General features: G+C 70.9%; 20 protein-coding genes. 11 read left to right on the forward strand and 9 right to left on the reverse strand.

Annotated features, from left to right (window positions below):
- The 8 genes from WG923_RS01190 to WG923_RS01225 all read left to right on the forward strand — a co-directional run bounded on the left by WG923_RS01190 (window position 1) and on the right by WG923_RS01225 (window position 7,389).
- Window positions 1-474 carry a (2Fe-2S)-binding protein gene (locus WG923_RS01190; protein WP_340349080.1) on the forward strand — a complete coding sequence of 158 codons (474 nt, stop codon included), beginning with the start codon at window positions 1-3 and terminating at the stop codon, window positions 472-474.
- Window positions 471-2,828 carry a 4-hydroxybenzoyl-CoA reductase subunit alpha gene (hcrA, locus tag WG923_RS01195; RefSeq protein ID WP_340349081.1) on the forward strand — a complete coding sequence of 786 codons (2,358 nt, stop codon included), beginning with the start codon at window positions 471-473 and terminating at the stop codon, window positions 2,826-2,828. The genes WG923_RS01190 and hcrA overlap by 4 nt, the downstream gene beginning before the upstream one ends.
- Window positions 2,828-3,802, forward strand: a complete 975-nt coding sequence (gene hcrB, locus WG923_RS01200) for a 4-hydroxybenzoyl-CoA reductase subunit beta (protein ID WP_340349082.1) — start codon at window positions 2,828-2,830, stop codon at window positions 3,800-3,802. Before hcrA ends, hcrB begins: the two co-directional genes overlap by 1 nt.
- The gene (locus tag WG923_RS01205) at window positions 3,799-4,428 is read left to right on the forward strand and encodes an AMP-binding protein (RefSeq protein WP_340349083.1); all 630 of its coding nucleotides are present in this window, start codon (window positions 3,799-3,801) and stop codon (window positions 4,426-4,428) included. Before hcrB ends, WG923_RS01205 begins: the two co-directional genes overlap by 4 nt.
- A 22-nt stretch (window positions 4,429-4,450) precedes the next feature.
- Window positions 4,451-4,699: a DUF2249 domain-containing protein gene (locus tag WG923_RS01210; protein ID WP_340349084.1), complete on the forward strand. Its 249-nt coding sequence runs from the start codon at window positions 4,451-4,453 to the stop codon at window positions 4,697-4,699.
- Window positions 4,696-5,967 carry a hypothetical protein gene (locus WG923_RS01215; protein ID WP_340349085.1) on the forward strand — a complete coding sequence of 424 codons (1,272 nt, stop codon included), beginning with the start codon at window positions 4,696-4,698 and terminating at the stop codon, window positions 5,965-5,967. The genes WG923_RS01210 and WG923_RS01215 overlap by 4 nt, the downstream gene beginning before the upstream one ends.
- Window positions 5,968-6,032: 65 nt before the next feature.
- A complete protein-coding gene (locus WG923_RS01220; protein ID WP_340349086.1) occupies window positions 6,033-6,512 on the forward strand; it encodes a hemerythrin domain-containing protein in 480 nt (159 codons plus the stop codon).
- A gap of 199 nt (window positions 6,513-6,711) precedes the next feature.
- Window positions 6,712-7,389: a pseudouridine synthase gene (locus WG923_RS01225; RefSeq protein ID WP_340349087.1), complete on the forward strand. Its 678-nt coding sequence runs from the start codon at window positions 6,712-6,714 to the stop codon at window positions 7,387-7,389.
- 105 nt (window positions 7,390-7,494) lie between these two features.
- On the opposite strand, the gene WG923_RS01230 is transcribed toward WG923_RS01225, so the two are convergent.
- The 6 genes from WG923_RS01230 to paaA form a co-directional block, all read right to left on the reverse strand.
- Window positions 7,495-8,115 carry a TetR/AcrR family transcriptional regulator gene (locus WG923_RS01230; protein ID WP_340349088.1) on the reverse strand — a complete coding sequence of 207 codons (621 nt, stop codon included), beginning with the start codon at window positions 8,113-8,115 and terminating at the stop codon, window positions 7,495-7,497.
- Window positions 8,116-8,209: 94 nt separating this feature from the next.
- Window positions 8,210-9,295, reverse strand: a complete 1,086-nt coding sequence (gene paaE / locus WG923_RS01235; RefSeq protein WP_340349089.1) for a 1,2-phenylacetyl-CoA epoxidase subunit PaaE — start codon at window positions 9,293-9,295, stop codon at window positions 8,210-8,212.
- Window positions 9,296-9,802 carry a 1,2-phenylacetyl-CoA epoxidase subunit PaaD gene (gene paaD / locus WG923_RS01240; protein ID WP_340349090.1) on the reverse strand — a complete coding sequence of 169 codons (507 nt, stop codon included), beginning with the start codon at window positions 9,800-9,802 and terminating at the stop codon, window positions 9,296-9,298.
- The gene (gene paaC / locus WG923_RS01245; protein ID WP_340349091.1) at window positions 9,796-10,569 is read right to left on the reverse strand and encodes a 1,2-phenylacetyl-CoA epoxidase subunit PaaC; all 774 of its coding nucleotides are present in this window, start codon (window positions 10,567-10,569) and stop codon (window positions 9,796-9,798) included. Before paaC ends, paaD begins: the two co-directional genes overlap by 7 nt.
- Before the next feature lie 10 nt (window positions 10,570-10,579).
- On the reverse strand, window positions 10,580-10,873 hold the full coding sequence (gene paaB, locus WG923_RS01250) for a 1,2-phenylacetyl-CoA epoxidase subunit PaaB (RefSeq protein ID WP_340349092.1): 294 nt from the start codon (window positions 10,871-10,873) through the stop codon (window positions 10,580-10,582).
- Between the two features lie 146 nt (window positions 10,874-11,019).
- On the reverse strand, window positions 11,020-12,030 hold the full coding sequence (gene paaA, locus WG923_RS01255; protein WP_340349093.1) for a 1,2-phenylacetyl-CoA epoxidase subunit PaaA: 1,011 nt from the start codon (window positions 12,028-12,030) through the stop codon (window positions 11,020-11,022).
- 217 nt (window positions 12,031-12,247) lie between these two features.
- On the opposite strand from paaA, the gene WG923_RS01260 reads away from it, so the two are divergent.
- Together WG923_RS01260 and WG923_RS01265 are read left to right on the forward strand one after the other, a co-directional pair.
- A complete protein-coding gene (locus WG923_RS01260) occupies window positions 12,248-12,514 on the forward strand; it encodes a helix-turn-helix domain-containing protein (RefSeq protein ID WP_340349094.1) in 267 nt (88 codons plus the stop codon).
- A gap of 3 nt (window positions 12,515-12,517) precedes the next feature.
- Window positions 12,518-13,858 carry a type II toxin-antitoxin system HipA family toxin gene (locus WG923_RS01265; protein ID WP_340349095.1) on the forward strand — a complete coding sequence of 447 codons (1,341 nt, stop codon included), beginning with the start codon at window positions 12,518-12,520 and terminating at the stop codon, window positions 13,856-13,858.
- A gap of 17 nt (window positions 13,859-13,875) precedes the next feature.
- Here WG923_RS01265 and WG923_RS01270 read toward each other — a convergent pair whose 3' ends face one another.
- Entirely contained in the window at window positions 13,876-14,379 is a 504-nt protein-coding gene (locus WG923_RS01270; protein ID WP_340349096.1) for an Lrp/AsnC family transcriptional regulator, read from the reverse strand.
- Window positions 14,380-14,496: 117 nt separating this feature from the next.
- Here WG923_RS01270 and WG923_RS01275 point away from each other — a divergent pair, with 117 nt between their 5' ends.
- Complete coding sequence (locus tag WG923_RS01275; protein ID WP_340349097.1) at window positions 14,497-18,081, forward strand: indolepyruvate ferredoxin oxidoreductase family protein; 3,585 nt, start codon at window positions 14,497-14,499, stop codon at window positions 18,079-18,081.
- A gap of 115 nt (window positions 18,082-18,196) precedes the next feature.
- Here WG923_RS01275 and WG923_RS01280 read toward each other — a convergent pair whose 3' ends face one another.
- Both WG923_RS01280 and WG923_RS01285 read right to left on the reverse strand, forming a co-directional pair.
- A complete protein-coding gene (locus WG923_RS01280; RefSeq protein ID WP_340349098.1) occupies window positions 18,197-19,384 on the reverse strand; it encodes a thiolase family protein in 1,188 nt (395 codons plus the stop codon).
- Window positions 19,385-19,406: 22 nt separating this feature from the next.
- The gene (locus WG923_RS01285; protein ID WP_340349099.1) at window positions 19,407-21,203 is read right to left on the reverse strand and encodes a feruloyl-CoA synthase; all 1,797 of its coding nucleotides are present in this window, start codon (window positions 21,201-21,203) and stop codon (window positions 19,407-19,409) included.
- Window positions 21,204-21,254: the final 51 nt, after the last annotated feature.

The raw sequence follows: 21,254 nt of genomic DNA on the forward strand, positions 1-21,254 counted from the left end.
ATGCCGATGCGATTGCTGAAACTGAAGGTGAACGGGCGCGTGCGCGAGTTCGCCGCCGCCCAGAGCGCGCTACTGCTGGACGTGCTGCGCGACACGCTGAACCTGACCGGCAGCAAGCAGGGCTGCGACGGCGGCGAGTGCGGCGCCTGCACGGTGCTGGTCGACGGCCAGCCGCGGCTGGCCTGCATCACGCTGGCGGCGACGGTCGAAGGCCAGGCGATCGAGACCATCGAGGGCCAGGTGCGCGGCGGCGAGATGAGCCGGCTGCAGCAGGCCTTCCACGAGAAGCTCGGCACCCAGTGCGGCATCTGCACGCCGGGCATGGTGATGGCGGCCGAAGGGCTGCTGCGGCGGGTGCCGAATCCGAGCGAGCAGGAGATCAAGGAGGCGCTCGCCGGCAATCTCTGCCGCTGCACCGGCTACACCAAGATCATCGAGGCGGTGCAGGCCGCCGCGGCGGAGGTCACGCCATGAAGGACGCCCACGCCCCCGCGCGGCCGGCCGCGCCGCCCACGCATTCCATCGGCGTGCGCACGCCGCTGATCGACGGCGTGGAGAAGGTCACCGGCTCGGCGCGCTACACCGCCGACCTGCCGGTGGGCCCGACCCTCGTCGGCGCGATCGGCCGCAGCCCGGTGGCGCATGCGCGCATCCGGTCCATCGACGCCAGCGCCGCGCTCGCGCTGCCCGGCGTGCGCGCCGTGGTCACGGGCGAGGATTTCAGCGCCGCCTACGGCGTGATCCCGATCACGCAGAACGAATGGCCGCTCGCGCGCGAGCGGGTGCGCTACCGCGGCGAGCCGGTGTTCGCCGTGGCCGCGGAGGACGAGGCCAGCGCCTTCGCGGCGCTCGCCGCCGTGAAGGTGGACTACGAGGAGCTGCCGGCCTATTTCACCGCCGAAGCGGCGCGTGCGCCCGACGCGGTGCAGCTGCACGAGAAGAAGCCGGGCAACCTCGAACGCGTGGTCGAACAGGATTTCGGCGACGTCGATGCGGGCTTCGCCGGCGCGCACCTCGTCGTGCAGAAGCGCTTCGAATCGGCCGAGGTGTACCACGGCCAGATCGAGCTGAATGCGACCATCGCGCAATGGGATCCGGTGCAGCAGCGCCTGACCGTGCATTCCGTGACGCAGGTCCCGTACTACCTGCACCTGATGCTGGCGCAGACGCTCGGCCTGGACGAATCGCAGGTGCGCGTCGTCAAGCCCTATGTCGGCGGCGGCTTCGGCCACCGCGTGGAACCGCTCAACTTCGAGATGGTGACGGCGGCGCTGGCCCGGGCGGCGGGCGGCACCGTGAAGCTGGAGCTCTCGCGCGAGGAAGTGTTCCTCACGCACCGCGGGCGGCCGCACAGCGCGATCGACCTGAAGATCGGCCTCACGGCCCGGGGCGAGATCACGGCGCTGCAGGCCGAGGTGGTGCAGCGCGGCGGCGCCTACGGCGGCTACGGACTCGTCACGATCCTCTACGCCGGCGCGCTGCTGCACGCGCTGTACAAGGTGGGCGCGGTGCGCTATCGCGGCTACCGCGTGTACACCAACCTGCCGCCCTGCGGCGCGATGCGCGGCCACGGCGCGGTGAGCGTGCGCTTCGCCATCGAGGCGCTGCTCGACGAAGCGGCCGCGCAGCTCGGGCTCGACCCGTTCGCGCTGCGCCGGGCCAACCTGATCGAGGCGCCCTACCGCACGCTCAACGACCTGCAGGTCAATTCGTACGGCCTGCCGCAGTGCCTGGACGCCGTGGAGCGCGCCTCGGGCTGGCACGAGCGCCGCGGCAAGCTGCCCAAGGGCGTCGGCCTGGGGCTGGCCTGCTCGCACTACGTGAGCGGCTCGGCCAAGCCGGTGCACTGGACGGGCGAGCCGCATGCGGTGGTGAACCTCAAGCTCGATTTCGACGGCAGCATCACGCTGCTGACGGGCGCCTCCGACATCGGCCAGGGCTCCAGCACGCTGATGGCGCAGGTGGCGGCGGAGGTGCTGCTGCTGCCGATGAACCGCATCCGCGTGATCAGCGCCGACAGCATGCTGACGCCGAAGGACAACGGTTCCTATTCGTCGCGGGTGTCCTTCATGGTCGGCAACGCCACGCTGCGTGCGGCCGAGGCGCTCAAGCGCCTGCTGGTGGAAGCGGCGGCCAAGCGGCTCAACGTCGCGCCGGAGCAGGTCGAGTGGCTGGGCGAGCGCTGCGTCGTGCCCGGCACGGACCAGGGCCTGGGCTTCGCCGATTGCGTGCAGGCGGCACTGGCCGAAAGCGGCACGATCACCGTGAAAGGCGCCTGGTCCACCCCGCCCGAGACGCAGGGCGGCAAGTTCCGCGGCGCGGCGGTCGGCTCCACCGCCGGCTTCAGCTACGCGGCGCAGGTGGTGCAGGTGCGCGTCGACGAGGACACGGGCAGCGTGCAGGTCGAGAAGATCTGGGTCGCGCAGGACTGCGGCAAGGCGCTCAACCCGCTGGCGCTGGAAGGCCAGATCCAGGGCGCCGTGATCATGGGCATGGGCGAGGGGCTGCAGGAGGAGACCGAGTACCACGAGGGCCTGCCGCTGCGATCCAACCTGGTGGACTACCGCCTGCCCACCATCACCGAGACCCCGCCGATCGAGGTGGCCCTGATCGAGAGCAACGACCCGCTGGGACCCTTCGGCGCCAAGGAAGGCAGCGAGGGCGCCCTGCACGGCTGCCCGCCGGCCATCGCCAACGCGATCGCCGATGCGCTGGGGCTGCGGCTGGACGCGATCCCCCTCACCCCCGACCGCGTGCTCGACGCCCTGCGCGCGCGCCAGCGGGAACGCAAGCTCGCGGCCTTGAAGCGCGAGAAGGAGATGGCGTGATGCGTGCCCTGGCCGACTTCACCCTGCACCGGCCCGACAGCCTGGCCGAGGCCGTGGCGCTGGGCGCCGCCAGCGGCGCGCGCCTGCTGGCCGGCGGCACCGACCTCGTCCCGAACCTGCGGCGCGGGCTGGAGCAGCCTGCATCCCTGGTCGACCTCTCCCGCCTGCGCGAACTGCGGGGGCTGGAGCAGGCCGCCGATGGCAGCCTCGCCATCGGCGCCGGCGTGACGCTCGCCACCCTGGCATCCGACGTGCTGGTGGCCTGCACCCTGCCCGCCCTCGCCGAAGCGGCACGCGCGGTGGCCGCGAACACGCATCGCGCGAGCGCCACGCTGGGCGGCAACCTGTGCCAGGACACGCGCTGCGTGTTCTACAACCAGAGCGAGTGGTGGCGCGCCACCAACGGCTACTGCCTCAAGCGCAACGGCACGCGCTGCCATGTCGCGCCGCAAGGCGAGCGCTGCCACGCGGCTTTCTGCAGCGACATCGCCCCGGTGCTGCTGGTCGCCGGCGCCGAGGTGCAGCTCGAAAGCGCGAGCGGCTCGCGCACCGTGCCGCTGGCGCAGATCTATCGCGACGACGGCGCCGCGCACCTCGCGCTGCGCCCGGGGGAACTGCTGGTGCGCGTGCGCATCCCGACGAGGACTCCGGGCGAGCGCATCGGCTTCGCCAAGTCCCGCGTGCGCGGGGGAATGGACTTCCCGCTGGCCGCTGCGGCCGTCGCCCTGCGCCTGCACGACGGGCGCATCGCCAGCCTGCGCGCGGCGCTCTCGGGCACCAATTCGCTGCCGCTGCTGATAGCAGGCACCGCCGCGCTCGAAGGCAGCGCCGTCGACGAGGCCAGCACCAGGAAACTGCGCCAGCTGGTGCTCAAGCAGGTGCAGCCGATGCGCAGCACCGTGACGCCGCCGCAATACCGGCGCGAGGTCGCCGGCGTGCTGGCCGGGCGGCTGCTGCGCGAGCTGGCGGCATGATGGACGACGACCGCATCAACGCCGCTGCGCTGCTGCTCGCCCGCGGCGCCCCGCAGCGGCCCGCGCTCGTGTGCGGGCGGCGCAGCGTCTCCTACGGCGAGCTGCGCCGGGCCGTGGCGCGCACGGCCAGCGCCTGGCGCGTGCGCGGCGTCGAACCCGGCGAGCTGGTGATGCTGCGCGGGGACCATGGCCTGGACCACGTCATCGCGTTCCTCGGCGCGGTGTGGGCCGGCGCGGTGCCGGTCCCGCTGCGCGCCGGGCTGCCGCTCGAGGGCGAGGACACGGCGCACGAGGTGCAGTTCGCCCTCGACGCGGCGCGGGCCCATCCGGGCCAGGCGAATGGCCACGGCAGCACGCGCTGGATCACGTGGCAGGCCGACGTCGCGGGACTGCCTCCCTTGCCCGAAACGCCCTGCGAACCGTGGGCGCCGGCCTGCTGGACCGAGCCGCGGACCTGGAGCGCAGGCAGCGCGCGCGTGCTGCCGCACCGCTTCGCGCTCGCCCTGAGCGCGCAGGAGGGCGTGCTGGCGCTGACCCCCGCGCGGACCATGCTGGGGACGCTGCGCGCGCTGCGCCGCGGCACCACCGTCGTCCTGCACGCGGATACACCCCGCATGGCCGCATGAGCGCCGCGCGGCAAGGCTGGCCATGACCGAAGCCCGCGAGTGGACGGAGGACGGCGGCGCGCACATCGACGTGCGCGGCCTGCCGCCGCCGCAGCCGCTCGTGGCGATCCTGCGCCGCGTGCACACCCTGGCCGCCGGCGAGGAGCTGATCGTGCACCACGACCGCGACCCGATGCTGCTGTACCCCGAACTCGCGGAGATCGGCTGGGAGGCCGAGCGCATCGCGGCACCGGCCGGCGAGGTGCGCCTGCGCCTGAGGGCGATCGCGTGACCGTGGCCAGCGCCTTCCTCGGTGGCGCGAGCGGGCGCCTGCTGCCCGCCTCGGTGCCCCTGCGCTTCTTCGGTTCGGCCGTCGCCTACCACGTGCTCGGCTGGCTCGTGCTGGCCGTCGCGCCGGGCGACTGGCTCGCCTTCCGCGGCGGGCTCGGCTGGCCGCTCGCCGCACTGCATCTCTTCACGCTGGGCGTGCTGGGCATGACGGCGCTCGGCGCCGCGGCGCAACTGCTGCCGGTGGCCACGCGGCAGTCGCCCGTCGGCGCGCGGGCGCTCGCATGGATCTGGGGCCTCTACACGCCCGGCGTCGCACTGCTCGCGCTCGGCATGGGGCTGGCGCTGCCGGCGCTGCTGGCGCTCGGCGGCGTCGCCGTGGCGGCGGCCCTGGCGACCTGGGCGACGCTCGCGGCGAAGCACCTGCGCGGCGCGCGCGGCATGCCGGGCGTGTGCGCCCATGCGTGGTCCGCGCTGGCCTCGCTGTTCGTGCTGCTCGCCAGCGCTCTGCTGCTGGCCGCCGGCTGGCTGGGGTGGGACGTGCCGGGGCGCCAGCTCACCTTGCCGCTGCACCTGCTGTTCGCCCCCTTCGGCTTCATGGGCCTGCTGGCCCTGGGCCTGTCGTACCTGCTGGTGCCGATGTTCGCGCTGTCGCGGCCACCGCGCGAGTCGACCCAGCTCGCCTCCTGCGCCTGCATCGTGGCGGCGCTGCTGCTCGCTGGCGCAGCGGTGTTCGGCGTGCTGCCGGATCTCCTGCACGCGCTCGCCTGGACGCTCGGCGCCACCGGCGTGCTGCTGCACCTGCACCTGATGCGCCGGGCGCTCGCCACCGGCATGCGCAAGGAACTGGGGCGCTCCTTCGTCCTGGTGAAGCTCGCATGGGGCGCGCTGCTCGCCACGCTGGTGCTGGGCGGCGTGCTGTGGGCGGGGCTAGCCCTGCCGCACGCCGAGCCCGCCTTCGGGCTGGCCCTGCTCGCGTGGCTGCTCACCTTCGTGCTCGGCATCCTGCAGCGCATCCTGCCCTTCCTCGCCGCGCTGCATGCCGCGGCGGGCAAGCGGCGCGGGCCCACCGCCTCCATGCTCACGCACGACAAGGCCCTGCATGTGCACTTGCGCTGCCATCTCGCCGCCATCGCTGTCCTCGCGCTGGCCATCGTGCTGGATGCGGGATGGCTGGCGCGCGCGGGGGCCGTGATCGGCCTGGCCGGCGCCGTCGCCTTCTCGGTTTTCCATCTTCACCTGCTGCGCAAGCTGCGCGCGGCGGGCGTTTGAGCTGGCGCAAGCCGCAGCGCCTTGCTCGGGTTAATTTCTCGCCATCGCAGCGAAGGAGACCGCACATGACGACGCAAACCGGGCGCATGCTCGACGAGGAACACCGCAGGAACCTCGACCTGCTGGAGCGCATGGAGCGCGCCATTGCCGGCGCGCCGGAGGCCACGCCGGAACTGCGCAAGCTGCTGGGCGAGTTCGCGCGCAGCATGGAGGTGGACATCGGCCGGCATTTCGAGTTCGAGGAGCAGCAGCTGTTCCCGCGCATGGACGACTCCGGCGACGGCGCGATCGCGGCCCTGATGCGCGAGGAGCACGACGCGATCCGCGAGGTGGCCGAGGAACTCCTGCCGCTCGCGCGCGAGGTCGCGCAGGGCGTCGTCGACGAGGAAGCCTGGGACCGCCTGCGCCTGGGGACGCTGGAACTGATCGAGCGCCAGGTCTCGCACATCCAGAAGGAAACGATGGCGGTGCTGCCGCTGCTGGACGACCTGCTCGATCCGGAGACGGACGGCGAGCTGGCACTCGAATACGCGGCAACGGCTTAGGCAGCTTCCCGCGCCCGGGCCCCGGCCGTCGGTTGCTGCGCCGCCGCAGCCCCGCCGGCCTCATCCTGCCTTCGGATTGGTCATTGTGTCGGGCGCCAGCACTGGCGCGGGCCTGGGCACTTGCGCACCCGGTTGTCCACAGCTTCATCCACCGTTCCTGTGGGAATCCCCCTACGATTGCTTGCACCTGGCACTGGACATGCAACCCCTTTTCGTGGTCTACGAGGACGCCGAGCTGGTCGCCATCGACAAGCCGGCCGGCCTGCTCGTGCATCCCAGCGCACTCGACGCGGGGGAGGAACGCAGCGCGCTGAAGCTGCTGCGCGATGCGCGCGGCGAGTGGCTGTGGCCGCTGCACCGGCTGGACAAGGGCACCAGCGGCGTGCTGGTGCTCGCGCGCAGCCAGCAGGCGGCGCGGGAAGGCGGTCGCGCGTTCGAGGACGGCCATGTGCGCAAGCGCTACCTCGCGCTGGTGCGCGGTTGGCCCCCCGAGCGCGGCATGATAGACCAGCCGCTGGCCCGCGATCCCGAGCTTCCTTCACAGGGCCAGGAGCGCATTCCCGCCGTCACGCGCTTCGAGCGCCTGGCCTGCTTCGAGTGGCCCTTCCAGGTCGATGCGCGCCATGCGAGCAGCCGCTACGCGCTGGTGGCCGCCGAGCCCGTCACCGGCCGCCGCCACCAGATCCGCCGCCACTTCAAGCACATCGCGCATCCCCTGGTCGGCGACACCACGCACGGCAAGGGCGCGCACAACCGCGCGGTGGCGCAGTGGCTGGGGGCCACGCGGCTGTGGCTGCATTGCGAATGGATGGAGCTGCCGGGCCGCCCGCGCATAGCCGCGCCGCCTGGGCCCGAATGGAAGGCGCTGCTGGCGTGATCGGCGCCGCCGGAACTTCTGCACGCGCTTGCCGGTGTCGGCCTCACTGGCATGCACGGCTCGTTGGCAGGCGCGGCGCGCACGGCGGGGAGTGACAGGAGCCGCCTAATCGACGGTCGCCGTGCGCAAGGGCGCCTGCACCGCCTGCAGGCCGCCGAGGAACAGGTCGGTGACCACGGGCGCCATGTCGTCGTACGCCAGCGGCCCCTCGGGCTTCATCCAGGTGAACATCCAGTTCACCATCCCGAACAGCAGCATCGTGAGCGGCTTGCTCATGGCCGCCTCCTGCAGGTCCGGTCGCAGCGCGGCGACCACCCGCGCGAAAGCCGCCACCACTTCGCGCTCCTTGCCCAGGATGCGCTCGCGGTCGGGGGCATCGAGGAACTTCACGTCCTCGGTGAGCACGCGGTGTTCGTTCTGCGCGCTGGCGTATTCCTCGACCAGCCGGCGGATCAGCATGCGCATCCGGCCGGCCGGCGTGGCTTCCTCCGCCAGCGCCTCGTCGACGATGCCCTGCAGCCGCGTGACATGCCCTTCGGCGATGCTCACCAGCAGCGCGTACTTGTCGCGGTAGTAGTGGTACAGCGTGGCCTTCGACAGGCCGCAGGCCTCCGCCACCTGGTTCATCGACGTGCCCGGATAGCCGCCGCGCGCGAACAGGGCCGCCGCATGCGCGAGGATCATCTCGCGCTGTTCGTCGTAGCCGGCGTGGCGTCCGCGGCCCATGGAGATCAGCCGCCGCCGGGCCGCCCCAAGGCGGCTGAAGCCCCCCCGGGGGGCAGCGCAGTACACGAAGTGACAAGCGTGGGGGCCGACATCCTTATCTTTCGTCGAAGGACAGCACCACGCGCTCGGTGAGCGGGTGCGCCTGGCAGGTCAGGACGTAGCCCGCCGCGACCTCCTTCTTGTCTAGCGCGAAGTTGCGCTCCATGCGCACCTTGCCCTCCATCAGCTTGGCGCGGCAGGTGCCGCACACGCCCGACGTGCAGGAGTACGGCACCTCCAGCCCCGCCGCCGACGCCGCATCGAGGATGCTGGGCTGCTCGCGCGAGAACAGGAAGTCGCGCTGCAGGCCGTCGCGCACGATGGTGATGCGGGCCTTGGCGGCGTCGCTGGCATGCGACTGGTGCAGCACCGCGCCGACCTGCCCGCCGGGCTTGTGCGCGATGCCGAAGCGCTCGATGTGGATGCGCTCCTCGGGCAGGCCGGCCGCGAGCAGCGCCGCCTCGGCCTCGTCGTTCATCTGGAACGGGCCGCAGATGTACGCGTGCGCGATGCGCTCGGGCGGCACCAGCACCCGCAGGAACTCGCCGAGCTTCTCGCGGTTCATCACGCCCATGGTCAATGGCGACTCGGTGTGCTCGTCGGAGAACACGTGGTGGACCCCCAGCCGCGCCATGTAGCGGTCCTTCAGGTCGTCGAGTTCCTCCTTGAACATGGTGGAGCGCAGCTTGCGGTTGCCGTAGATCAGGGTGAAGCGGCTGGCGGGCTCGCGCGCCAGCACCGTCTTCATGATCGACAGGATCGGCGTGATGCCGCTGCCGCCCGCGATGCCCAGGTGGTGCCGCTGCGCCTGCGGCTCGATCGGCACGAAGAAGCGGCCCTGCGGCGCCATCACCTGCAGCATGTCGCCGGGCTTCAGGTGCTCGTTGATCCAGTTGGAGAAAACGCCGCCCGCGACCTTGCGCACGCCCACGCGCAGTTCGGCGTCGTCGACGCCGGCGCAGATCGAATAGGAGCGGCGCAGGTCCTGGCCGTCGATCTCGCGGCGCAGGGTGAGGTACTGGCCCTGCGTGAAGCCGAAGACGGGCCGCAGTTCCTCGGGCACGTCGAAGGAGACGATCACGGCCTCCTCGGTGTCAGGCTGCACCGAGCGTACGCGCAGGGGATGGAACAGGGAGGACATCTAGATCGGCTTGAAGTGTTCGAAGGGCTCGCGGCAGGCCAGGCAGCGCCAGAGGGCCTTGCAGGCGGTGGAGCCGAAGGGGGAGAGGCGTTCGGTGTGCGCGCTGCCGCAGTGGGGGCAGGCGAGCGCTTGCGGCTTGCGCCGGAAGACCAGGATGCTCCGGGTTCCCGCCTGCGCGGGAATGACGTGGGAAGGAGGAGCGATGCCGTACTCGCGCAGCTTGCGCCTGCCGTCCTCGCTGATCCAGTCGGTGGTCCACGCGGGGGCCCGGCGCAGGGTGGTGCGCGCGGGGCCCAGGCCTTCGGCGTCGATGGCCGCAAGCACGCCCTGCTCGATCGCCTCGGTGGCGGGACAGCCCGAATAGGTGGGCGTCAGCACGACCTCGAGTTCCCCGCCGTGGTCGATCACGTCGCGCACGATGCCGAGATCCCGCACCGACAGCACCGGCACCTCCGGGTCCAGCACGCCGGCCAGCACCTGCCAGGCGCGCTCGGTGCGTGTCACCACACGCCTCCCGGATACGCGCGCTGCAGGTGCTGCAGGTCGGCCAGGATGAAGCCCATGTGCTCGCTGTGCACGCCCTGCTTGCCGGTGCTCAGGAAGGGCACCGTCTCGGGCAGCGCGAGGCCGGCCTCCTCGAGGATCTGCGCCATGTCCGTGAGCCAGGGTTCGCGCAGTTCGCTCCAGCGCGGGCCGAGCCCCGTCTGCGCCGCATGCTCGTCCACCGCGTCGGGGGCGAACAGTTCCGCGTGATAGGGCCAGAGATCGGCCAGTGCCTTTTCGGTGCGCTGGCGCGACTCCGCGGTGCCGCCGGCCAGCCGCACCAGCCAGTCGGCCGCATGCTGCTGGTGGTAGCGCGCCTCTTTCACCGCCTTGCCGGCGATCGCGGCCAGCTCGTTGTCGCCGGATGCGGCGAGCCTCTGCCAGAGCAGCTTGAAGAAGGTGGCCATCATGGTGTTGCGCACCACGGTGAAGGCGAAGTCGCCGCGCGGCAGTTCGACCAGCGTGACGTTGCGGTAGTCGCGCTCCTCCCGCAGGAAGGCGAGCTGGTCCTCGTCGTGCCCCGCGCCTTCCACGGCGCCGGCATGCGCCAGCACGGCGCGGCACTGGCCGATCAGGTCGAGCGCCATGTTGGCCAGCGCGATGTCCTCCTCCAGCACCGGCGCGTGGCCGGTCCATTCGCCCAGGCGCTGCGCGAGGATCAGCGCGGTATCGCCGATGCGCAGGAGGTACTGCAGTTGCGGCGTGTCGGCCATGCGGATGGAAGCCTGCATCGCCCGCCCCTCACATGTGATCCACGGACTCGGGCAGCTGGTAGAAGGTCGGGTGGCGGTACACCTTGTCCTCCATCGGGTCGAAGTACATGGACTTCTCGCCCGGGTCGCTGGCGACGATATGGTCGCTGCGCACCACCCACACGCTGGTGCCTTCCTGCCGGCGCGTGTACACGTCCCGCGCCATCTGCACCGCCATCTTCGCGTCCGGGGCATGCAGGCTGCCGCAATGCTTGTGGTCCAGGCCCGACTTGCTGCGGATGAAAACCTCCCACAGCGGCCACTCTTGCTTCACGTCGCTCATATCAGATCCTGTTCGGAATCAAAACCGGACATCCGGACGCAGAGGGCGCAAAGGGTACGCAGAGAGCGCAAAAGAACATCCATGAAGATGAATTCTTTGCGTCCTCTGCGTACCCTTTGCGTCCTCTGCGTCCGGCTGTCCTTTCTTCATGCAGCCCTGGCCTCACGCGCTGCCTGCTTGCGCGCGAACTCCAGCGCCGCCTCGCGCACCCACGCCCCCTCTTCCCAAGCGTCCACGCGCGCGGCCAGGCGCTCGCGGTTGCACGGGCCGTTGCCGGCGATGACGCGCCAGAACTCGGCCCAGTCGATCGCGCCGAAGTCGTAGTGCTCGCGCTCCTCGTTCCACTTCAGCTGCGGATCGGGCAAGGTCACGCCCAGCACCTTCGCCTGTTCGGCCGTGGCGTCCACGAAGCGCTGGCGCAGTTCGTCGTTCGACACCCGCTTGATGCCCCAGCGCATCGACTGCGCGGTGTTGGGCGACTGGTCGTCCGGCGGGCCGAACATCATGACCGAGGGCCACCACCAGCGGTTCACCGCGTCCTGCACCATCGCGCGCTGGGCATCCGTGCCCTTCTCCATCATCGTCAGCAGGCTCTCGAAGCCCTGGCGCTGGTGGAAGCTTTCCTCCTTGCAGATGCGGATCATGGCGCGCGCATACGGCCCGTACGAGCAGCGGCAGATCGGCACCTGGTTCATGATCGCCGCCCCGTCGACCAGCCAGCCGACCACGCCGACGTCGGCCCAGGTGAGCGTGGGGTAGTTGAAGATCGAGCTGTATTTGGCCTTGCCGCTGTGCAGCGCCTCTATCATCTGGTCGCGCGAGGTGCCCAGCGTCTCGGCGGCGGAATAGAGGTACAGGCCGTGCCCGCCCTCGTCCTGCACCTTGGCCAGCAGGATCGCCTTGCGCTTGAGCGTGGGCGCGCGCGTGATCCAGTTGCCCTCGGGCAGCATGCCCACGATCTCCGAATGCGCGTGTTGGGATATCTGCCGCACCAGCGTCTTGCGGTAGTGCTCCGGCATCCAGTCCTTGGGCTCGACGAATTCGCCCGCGGCGATGCGCGCCTCGAAGGCGTCCTCGAGCTGCATGTCCTCGGCGGAGCGCACCGGCTTGCGGGCATCGCCGTCCTTGCCCTGGGTGTCCATGGCCTGCGTGTACATCGCGTCTCCTTGGCGGGTCGGGCGCTTATTGCCGACCGGTCGGTAGATCATAGGCGATCTGCTGTCCTTGCGGCGGATCAAGGAATGCGGGGGAAGCACCAGCTTCACGCTGGCAGCGCCTCCCATCGGAAAGTTCGATATTGGCGCATTATCGCTTTTGCCGATAACACATTGATATCACCAATATCGATATACTGCATATATCGGAAATTCCGCTATGCCACCATCCGCCCAGCCCATCGTCACACCCGACCAGCTTGCTTCGCTGCTCCAGGGTCGGCGCAAGAGCCGCAAGCTTTCGCAGGCGCAGCTCGCCGCGCGGCTGGGCCTCAGCCAGAACCGGCTTTCGGAGCTGGAGCGGGATCCGGGGACCCTCAGCGTCGAACAGCTGCTGGCCCTGTGCGCCCAGCTCGGGCTGCAGCTCACGCTGCAGGCGCGCGACGAAACCGGCGCACCCCCTCCGCCGCCCGCCACGGACTGGTAAGCGATGGGCCGCCGGTCTCTCTCGAGCCCGCTCACGCTCTGGGCCAACGGCCTGCGCGTGGGTTCGTGGACCCCGCCGGGGCGCAAGCCCACGGAGCTGCGCTACGACGACAGCTGGGTCGCATCGGCCCACGGGCGGCCGCTGTCCTTGTCGCTGCGCTTCCAGGAAGGCAACCCGCCCCTGCGCGGCGAGGTGGTCGAGAACTACTTCGAGAACCTGCTGCCGGAGAGCCAGACCATCCGCCGCCGGCTGGCGCAGCGCTACGCCGCCGGCTCGGAGAGCGCCTTCGACCTGCTGGCGGCGATCGGCCGCGATTGCGTGGGCGCCATCCAGCTGCTGCCGCAGGACCAGGAGCCCCAGGGCTTCAACCGCATCGAGGGCAGCGCGCTCTCCGACGAGGAGGTCGCGCAGCTGCTGCGCGGCGCGGTCGCCCCGCCGGCACCGGGCCAGCGGGACGACGGCCAGGACCTGCGCATCTCGATCGCCGGCGCGCAGGAGAAGACGGCGCTGCTGCGGCACGACGGCCGGTGGTTGCGCCCCGCAGGCGCGACGCCCACGACGCACATCCTGAAGCTGCCCCTCGGCCTCGTCGGGAACATGCAGGCCGACATGCGCACGTCGGTGCACAACGAATGGCTCTGCCTGAAGCTGCTGGAACAGTTCGGCCTGCCCGTTGCGCGCGCGGAGATCGCGCGCTTCGCCGACCATCCGGCCGTCCTGGTCGTCGAGCGCTTCGACCGCCAGCTGCATGCGTCCGGCCAATGGATCCTGCGGCTGCCGCAGGAGGACTTCTGCCAGGTGCTGGGGGTGGGCCCGCTGCGCAAGTACGAATCCGACGGCGGCCCCGGCGTGCAGGACCTCGCCCGCTTCCTGCTCTACTCCCATGCGCGCGCCGACCTGAAGACGCTGCTGCAATCGCAGGTGCTGTTCTGGCTCATGGCGGCCACCGACGGCCATGCGAAGAACTTCAGCCTCCGGCTGCTGGCAGGCGGCGGCTACCAGCTCACGCCGCTCTATGACGTGCTCTCGGCCTGGCCGATCATCGGCAACGGCCGCAACCGGCTGCCGTGGCACGACGCCAAGCTGGCGATGGCGGTGAGCGGCAGGAGCCGCCACTACCGGCTGTCCGAAATCATGCGCCGCCATTTCAATGCCATGGCCGCGCGCTGCGGCTGGGGCGACGACGCCGAGGACATCATCGGCGAGCTGCTCGAAAAGGTGGACTCCGCCATCGACGGCGCGGCAAGGCAGCTGCCCGCGGACTTTCCGCAGGACGTGGCCGGCGCCGTCTTCGATGGCATGCGCGCCCAGGCGAAGCGCCTGCAGGCGCAGCCGCCGGCCTGACCGGCCAGGCCGCGCTTTCAGGACCGGCGACGCCGCGGCGCTGGTGCGCGCTCGCCGCCTGCCAGCGGCAGCCGCGTCTCCGCCTTCACTTCCTTGAGCACCACGCTCGAACGCACGTGCGTCACGCCGGGGAGCTTGAACGCCGTGCCGTGCAGGAAGGCCTCGTAGCTCTTGATGTCCGGCACCAGCACCTTGAGCACATAGTCGGCCTGGCCGGTGGTGGCGTAGCAGCTCACGATCTGCGGACTGGCGGCCACGGCTTCCTCGAAGCGGCGCACGTCGTCCTCGCTGTGCCGCGTGAGGTTCACCTCGGCCAGCACGGCGAGCGTGAGGCCCACCTTCTCGCGGTCCACGAGCGCGGTGTAGCCGAGGATGATGCCGGCGCTTTCCATCTCCTTCACGCGCTTCCAGGCCGGCGTCGCCGACAGGCCCGCGGCCGCCGCGAGCTGCTGCACGGTCTGGCGCGAATCGCGCTGGAGTTCGCTCAGGAGGAGCACGTCGTGACGGTCGAGTTGATTCATTCCTGATGACCCCAGATTCTGGAAACTGCATTCTCCAGTGCCGGCTTCCCCGCGGGAAAGAAGAATCACATTCTTCGCCTGCGCAACTAAGCTGTACCTGCTGAAGGAGACCCAGCGATGCCAGAGAGCACCCTCGCCGATACCTCGCCGATCGCGCGCCCCGAATACCGCCTGAGCGACAGCCTGTGGGCGCCCGGCGGCGCCATCTTCCTCACCGGCACGCAGGCGCTGGTGCGGCTGATGCTGATGCAGCGCCAGCGCGATGCGGCCGCCGGCCTGGACACGCGCGGCTTCCTGAGCGGCTATCGCGGATCCCCCCTGGGCATGGTGGACCTCGCCGTGTGGAAGGCCGGCAAGAAGTTCGAGGAAGCCGGTGTGCGCTTCCTGCCCGCCATCAACGAGGAACTCGGCGCGACCGCGGTGCTCGGCACCCAGCGCGTGGAAGCCGACCCCGAGCGCACCTGCGAAGGCGTGTTCGCGCTGTGGTACGGCAAGGGCCCGGGCGTGGACCGCGCGGGCGACGCCTTGAAGCACGGCAACGCCTACGGGTCCTCGCCGCACGGCGGGGTGCTGATGGTGGCCGGCGACGACCACGGCTGCGTTTCCTCCTCCATGCCGCACCAGAGCGACCAGGCCTTCCAGTCCTGGCACGCGCCGGTCGTGTCGCCCGCGAACGTGGCGGAGTACCTGGAGTTCGGGCTCTACGGCTGGGCGCTCTCGCGCTTCTCGGGCAACTGGGTCGGCTTCACCGCGCTGTCGGAAGTGGTGGAGAGCGCCGCCACGGTGGACCTCGACCTGGTGAACGCGCGCATCGCCACCTGGCAGGACGCCGATACGGTGCGGCAACTCACCGGCTACGCGCCGCCCGCGGGCGGCCTGCACTACCGCTGGCCCGACCTGCCCTCGCTCGTGATCGAGCAGCGGCTGCACGCCAAGCTCGACGCGGTGCGGGCCTTCGCGCGCATCAACAGCATCGACCGGCACGTCGTCGCCAGCCCGCGCGCCACGGTGGGCATCGTCACCGCGGGCAAGGCGCACTACGACCTGATGGAGGTGCTGCGGCGCCTCGACATCCCGCTGGAAACGCTCGCCGCGCACGGCGTGCGCATCTACAAGCTCGGGCTCACGTACCCCGTCGAGCCCACGCGCATGCGCGAGTTCGTCCGCGGCCTGAAGGAAGTGCTGGTGATCGAGGAAAAGGGCGCGGTCGTCGAGGAGCAGCTGCGCTCCCTGTTCTACAACGAGCGCGAGCGCCCGGTGATCGTCGGCAAGACGGACGCCGAAGGCCGGCCGCTCGTGTCCGCGCTCGGCGAGCTGCGGCCCTCGCGGCTGATCGAGATCGTCGCGCAATGGCTGGTGGGCCACTTCGCCGACCTCGACCGGCGTCACCTGGTGCGCGACTTCACCCTGCCCGAGCTGCTCTCCAACGCGGGCGACACGGTCAAGCGCGTGCCCTACTTCTGCGCCGGCTGCCCGCACAACATCTCCACGCGCGTGCCCGAAGGCTCGCATGCGCAGGCGGGCATCGGCTGCCACTTCATGGCGAGCTGGATGGACCGCGAAACGGAGGGCCTGATCCAGATGGGCGGCGAAGGCGTGGACTGGGTGTCGCACGCGATGTTCACCAAGGTGCCGCACGTGTTCCAGAACCTGGGCGACGGCACCTACTACCACTCGGGCTACCTGGCGATCCGGCAGGCGGTGGCCGCGCGCGCGACGCTCACCTACAAGATCCTGTTCAACGACGCGGTGGCCATGACGGGCGGCCAGCCGGTGGACGGCATCATCAGCGTCGACGGCATCGCGCGCCAGGTCGAGGCCGAGGGCGTCAAGCAGGTCGTGGTGGTGTCCGACGACATCGCGAAGTACCACCGTATCAAGGACCGCTTCCCCGCCGGCACCGAATTCCACGACCGCGACGCGCTCGACGCGGTGCAGCGCCGCCTGCGCGAAGTGCCCGGCGTGACGGTCCTGATCTACGAGCAGACCTGCGCGGCGGAGAAGCGCCGCCGCCGCAAGAAGGGCGAGCTGGTGGACCCGGCGCGGCGCGTGTTCATCAACGACCGCGTGTGCGAAGGCTGCGGCGACTGCTCGGTGCAGAGCAACTGCGTGGCGGTGCAGCCGCTGGAGACGCCGCTGGGGCGCAAGCGCCGGATCGACCAGAGCAGCTGCAACAAGGACTATTCGTGCGCCAAGGGCTTCTGCCCCAGCTTCGTCGGCGTGCTCGGGGGTCGGCCGCGCAAGCGCTCGGGCGCCCTCGCCCGCGGGTCCACGCCCTTCATGGCGCAGGTCGACGCGCTGCCGCCACCGGCCCCGCACGTATGGAACGCACCCTACGACCTGCTGGTCACCGGCGTGGGCGGCACCGGCGTGGTCACCATCGGCGCGCTCGTGGCGATGGCCGCCCACCTGGAGGGCAAGAGCGCCAGCGTGCTGGACTTCATGGGCTTCGCGCAGAAGGGCGGCTCCGTGCTGAGCTTCGTGCGCTTCGCGGACACTCCCGCGCGCCTGAACCAGGTCCGCATCGACACGCAGCAGGCCGACGCGCTGCTCGCGTGCGACTTGGTGGTGGGCGCCTCGTCCGATGCGCTCGCCACCGTGCGCCACGGCCGCACGCGCATCCTGGCCAACACGCACGAAGTGCCCGTGGCCGAGAGCCTGCGCAATCCGGATGCGAGCCTGAAGGTGCCGCAGCTGCTGGAGAAGCTGCGCTTCGCGGCCGGAGCCGATCGCGTCGAGACCCTGGATACGCAGGCGCTGGCGGAGGCCTTCCTCGGCGATGCGATCTTCTCCAACATCATCGCGCTCGGCTCGGCATGGCAGCGCGGGCTGGTGCCCGTGAGCCTGGATGCACTGATGCGCGCGATCGACCTCAACGGCGTGGCGGTGGACCACAACAAGCTTGCGTTCTCGCTGGGGCGGCTCGCGGTCGGCGCGCCGGAGGCGATCGGGCCGCTGCTGCGCGGCGAGGTGCTCGAGGCGCCGGACGGGCCGCAGACGCTCGATGCGATCGTCGCGCGCGGCATGGCGCACCTGACCGGCTACCAGGACGAGCGCTATGCGCGCCTGTATGCGGATTTCGTGGCGAAGGTGCGCGTGCGCGAGCAGGCGCTGGGCGCGGATGCCTCGCTGCCCTTCGCCCGTGCCGTGGCGCAATCGCTGCTGAAGCTGATGGCGTACAAGGACGAATACGAGGTCGCGCGATTGTTCACGGACGGCGAGTTCCGGCGTTCGCTGCAGCAGCAGTTCGAGGGCGACATCGCGCTGGAGTTCTTCATGGCGCCGCCGGCGCTCGCGCGCGCGAAGGACGGGCAGCCGCCGCGCAAGGTGCGGCTGGGCGCCTGGATGATGCCGGCGATGAAGCTGCTGGCGCAGGGGAGGCGGTTGCGCGGCACGATGTGGGATCTGTTCGGGCGCACGGCGGAGCGGCGGATGGAGCGGGAGCTGATTGCAGCCTATCGTTCACGCGTCGAGGCGCTGCTGCCGGCGCTCACGCCGGAGCGGCTGAAGACGGCGACGGACATCGCGGCCTTGCCGCTGTCGATGCGCGGCTTCGGCCATGTGAAGCTGGCGAACGTGGCGCTCGCACGGGCGCGCGAGGCGGAGCTGCTGCACAAGTTCGACCCGGCGACCTATGCGCGTCCGGCGCCGTCGCGCGAGGCGGGGCAGATCCGCGGCATTCGCGTCACCGCCACGGCTTGACGGTTTTCCTCCCTCCCCCTCCGGGGGAGGGTTGGGGTGGGGGCACTCCCGAGGGCATTTGAGCGCCCGAGCGCCCCCACCCCGGCCCTCCCCCGGAGGGGGAGGGAGGAAGGCATCAATCCACGGAGAGCAGCAGCGCCGCGCCCATGTCCCCCGCGGCGCAACCGGTGAAGAGCCCGATCCCGCCGCCCTGCATCCGCAACGCGTGCACCAGCTCCACGATCCCCCGCATCCCCGTCGGCCCTTGCGGGTGCCCGTAGATCAGGCTGCATCCCAGCGGGTTCATCTTCTCCAGCGGATACTCCATCGCCTTGGCGAACCAGAGGTCGTTCACCGCGAAGGGGTTGTGCGTGACCACCGCCTTCACGTCGCGCATGGTCTTGCCGGCGGCATCGAGCGCGCGCTGCGCCGCCAGCGCCGGCGCCTTGGGCATGCGCGCCTTCTCCGCCCGCGCCTGGCCGGCCGAGAGCAGCCGCACCACGCCCTGCCCGCGCGCCAGCGCCTTCGCCTGGTCGCGGCCCGTCACCACGAGACCCGCGGCACCGTCGGCCGGATGCGTCTGCGAGCCCGGCGTCGTCACGCCGCCCGGAAACACAGTCTTGAGCCCCGCGAGCCCTTCCTTGCTGTACGGGCTGATCCCCTCGTCCTGCTCCAGCACCAGCTGCCCCTTGCGCTGCGGGATCACGATCGCCTGGAAGTACTGCTTCTGGATCCGGCGGTCGTCCGCCAGTGCCTGCTGGTACTGCGTGTAGCGCAGCAGCGCCACCTCGTCGGCCTGCGCGCGCGTGAAACCGCCCTCGCGTGCGGTCTCTTCGGCCGTGTGGATCATCGACTCGCCGGTCCACGGATCGCACTTGAAGTTGTCCAGCACCCAGTGCTCCGTCACCGGCGCGCCACCCATCGCGTTGGGGCGCGGATAGAGCATCAGCGGCCCGTTGCTCACGCGGTCCGCGGTCACCACCAGTTGCGCGTCGCCGCCCGAAAGCTGCGCCGCGGCGGCGGCCTGCATGACGCACGCGACGGAGGTCGCGCAGGCCTGCGAGATCGTGGGGCCGCCCACACCTGGCAGGCCCATGCGCGCCGCGATCACGGGCGCCGCATAGAAGCTGCCCACCTGCGGCACGGTCGTGCCGTACACCAGTTGCGCGATCGCGGAAGGATCGAAGTCGCGCGCAGCCAGCGCGTCCCGCGTGACCTGCACCGCGAGGTCCATGCTGGACACGTCCGCCGCCGACCCCTGCCAGCGGATGAAGGGCGAGGACCACAGCAGCGGGCCCGGGATGTACGCGTTGTCGAATCTCATGGCAGTTCCTCCTGGAAGAGTTTCAGGGCCGGATCACGCGCGGGTCGGTCCCGGCGTAGAGCGCGGCGACGTCGGATGCGCGGCGCGACAGCACCGCGCGCTGGTTGAGGTAGCCCTTGTCCGTGATCTCGCCCGCATCCGCGCTGGGCGGCTCCGCCTGCACGATGGCGCATGTCGGGCATTGGGAAGAGCCGCTGCCTTGCGCGTGCAGCTGCTGCAGCACGCTGCGCACATGCGCGGCGAGTGCGCCCTCGGGCAAGGCCTTGGCCTGCGGTGTCGGAAACACCAGCAGGCCGATCTCGGACTGGTCGTGCCCCGTGATGACGACATCGGACACGTGCGGCGCCAGCGCGCTCACGATGCGCGGGCGCAGCGTGCCCACGCTCACCCAGGTGCCGGTGGTCAGCTTGAAGTCCTCCGCCACGCGGCCGTCGAAGGCCACGCCCTGCGCGATGTCGCCGGCGTCCACCAGCTTGCCGGCGTCGCCGATGCAGTAGTAGCCCTCCTCGTCGAAGGCCGCGTCGGTGAGGTCCTGCCGGTCGAGGTAGCCGGGGAAGATGTTGGGCCCGCGGGCGCGCATCTCCAGCTTCTCGCCGTTCCTCACGAACTTGAGTTCGGCGCCGGGCAACGGCAGGCCGAGGCAGCCGGCGCGGTCGATTCGCCAGTGCACCGTCGTGATCGCCGGCGCCGTTTCGGTCGAACCCCAGGACGACGTGAACCACAGCGGCCGCTCGCGCACCTTCGCGGCCACCGCTTCCAGCCGCGACCACAGGCTTTGCGGCAGCGCCGCGCCCGCGTAGAAGATCCCTTCCATGCCGCCCAGCACCTCGCGCGCGCAGGCCTCGTCCTCCTCCAGGAAGGGCAGCAGCATGTCGAAGCCGCGCGGCACGTTGAAGTGGAAGTTCGGCTTCACGTCGCGCAGGTTGCGCACCGTCTTCTCGACCAGCCCCGGCGCGGGCCGGCCCTCGTCGATGTACAGCGCCCCGCCATGCGCCAGCACCATGTGGAAGTTGTGGTTGCCGCCGAAGGTGTGGCTCCAGGGCAGCCAGTCCAGCAGCACGAGCCGGTGGCGCGTGAGGAAGGGCCAGGCCTGCGCCATCATCTGCTGGTTGGCGCACAGCATGCGGTGGTTGTTGATCACCACCTTGGGATGGCCGGTGGAGCCGCTCGTGAGCAGGTACTTGGCGTGGTGCTCCGGCCGGATCGCGGCGAAGGCCACCCCCACCTGCTCGGATTCCTCGGCCTCGCACAGCACCGGGAAGGCGCGCGCGCCGGGGACCTCCTGCGCATGCGCGCCGAAGACGGTCGCGCACTTGCCGCCCCAGTGCCGCACCGCCGGCCCGTACACCCGCGCGTCCGCGGCGTACACCAGCGCCGGCTGCAGCATGTCCAGGATGCCCGCGATCTTGGTGTAGTCCTTCGTCAGGCGGCAATAGGCGCTGGAGACCATGCAGAAGGGCCGCCCCACGTGCATCGAAGCCAGGCCCAGCAGGGCGGCATCGATGCCGTTGTCGGACAGGATCACGACCGGCCTCATGGCCGGCAGCCGTGCGTCCAGCAGGCCCTGGGCGATGCGGCCGACCTGCTCGCGCACCTCGTGGTAGGTGAGCCGGCGCCAGTCGCCCTGCGCATCGCGCTCGGCGAGGAACAGCGCATCGGGCGTGGTGGCGGCCCAGTGTTCGAGCCAGTCGCCCACGCAGCGTGCGTAGGGTTGCAGCGGGCGCGGATGGCGCAGCACGAAGCTGCCGTCGGCGCGCGCTTCGCGCACCACCTCGGGCGGCGCGAGCGCGTGCCCGTCCGCGAAGGGGGCATTCACCATGGGCTTGTCTCCTGGGTCTTGTTCTGCCGCTCGCCGGGTCGAGCCGGCGAG

Source organism: Ramlibacter sp. AN1133 (assembly GCF_037890035.1).
GTDB lineage: Bacteria > Pseudomonadota > Gammaproteobacteria > Burkholderiales > Burkholderiaceae_C > Ramlibacter.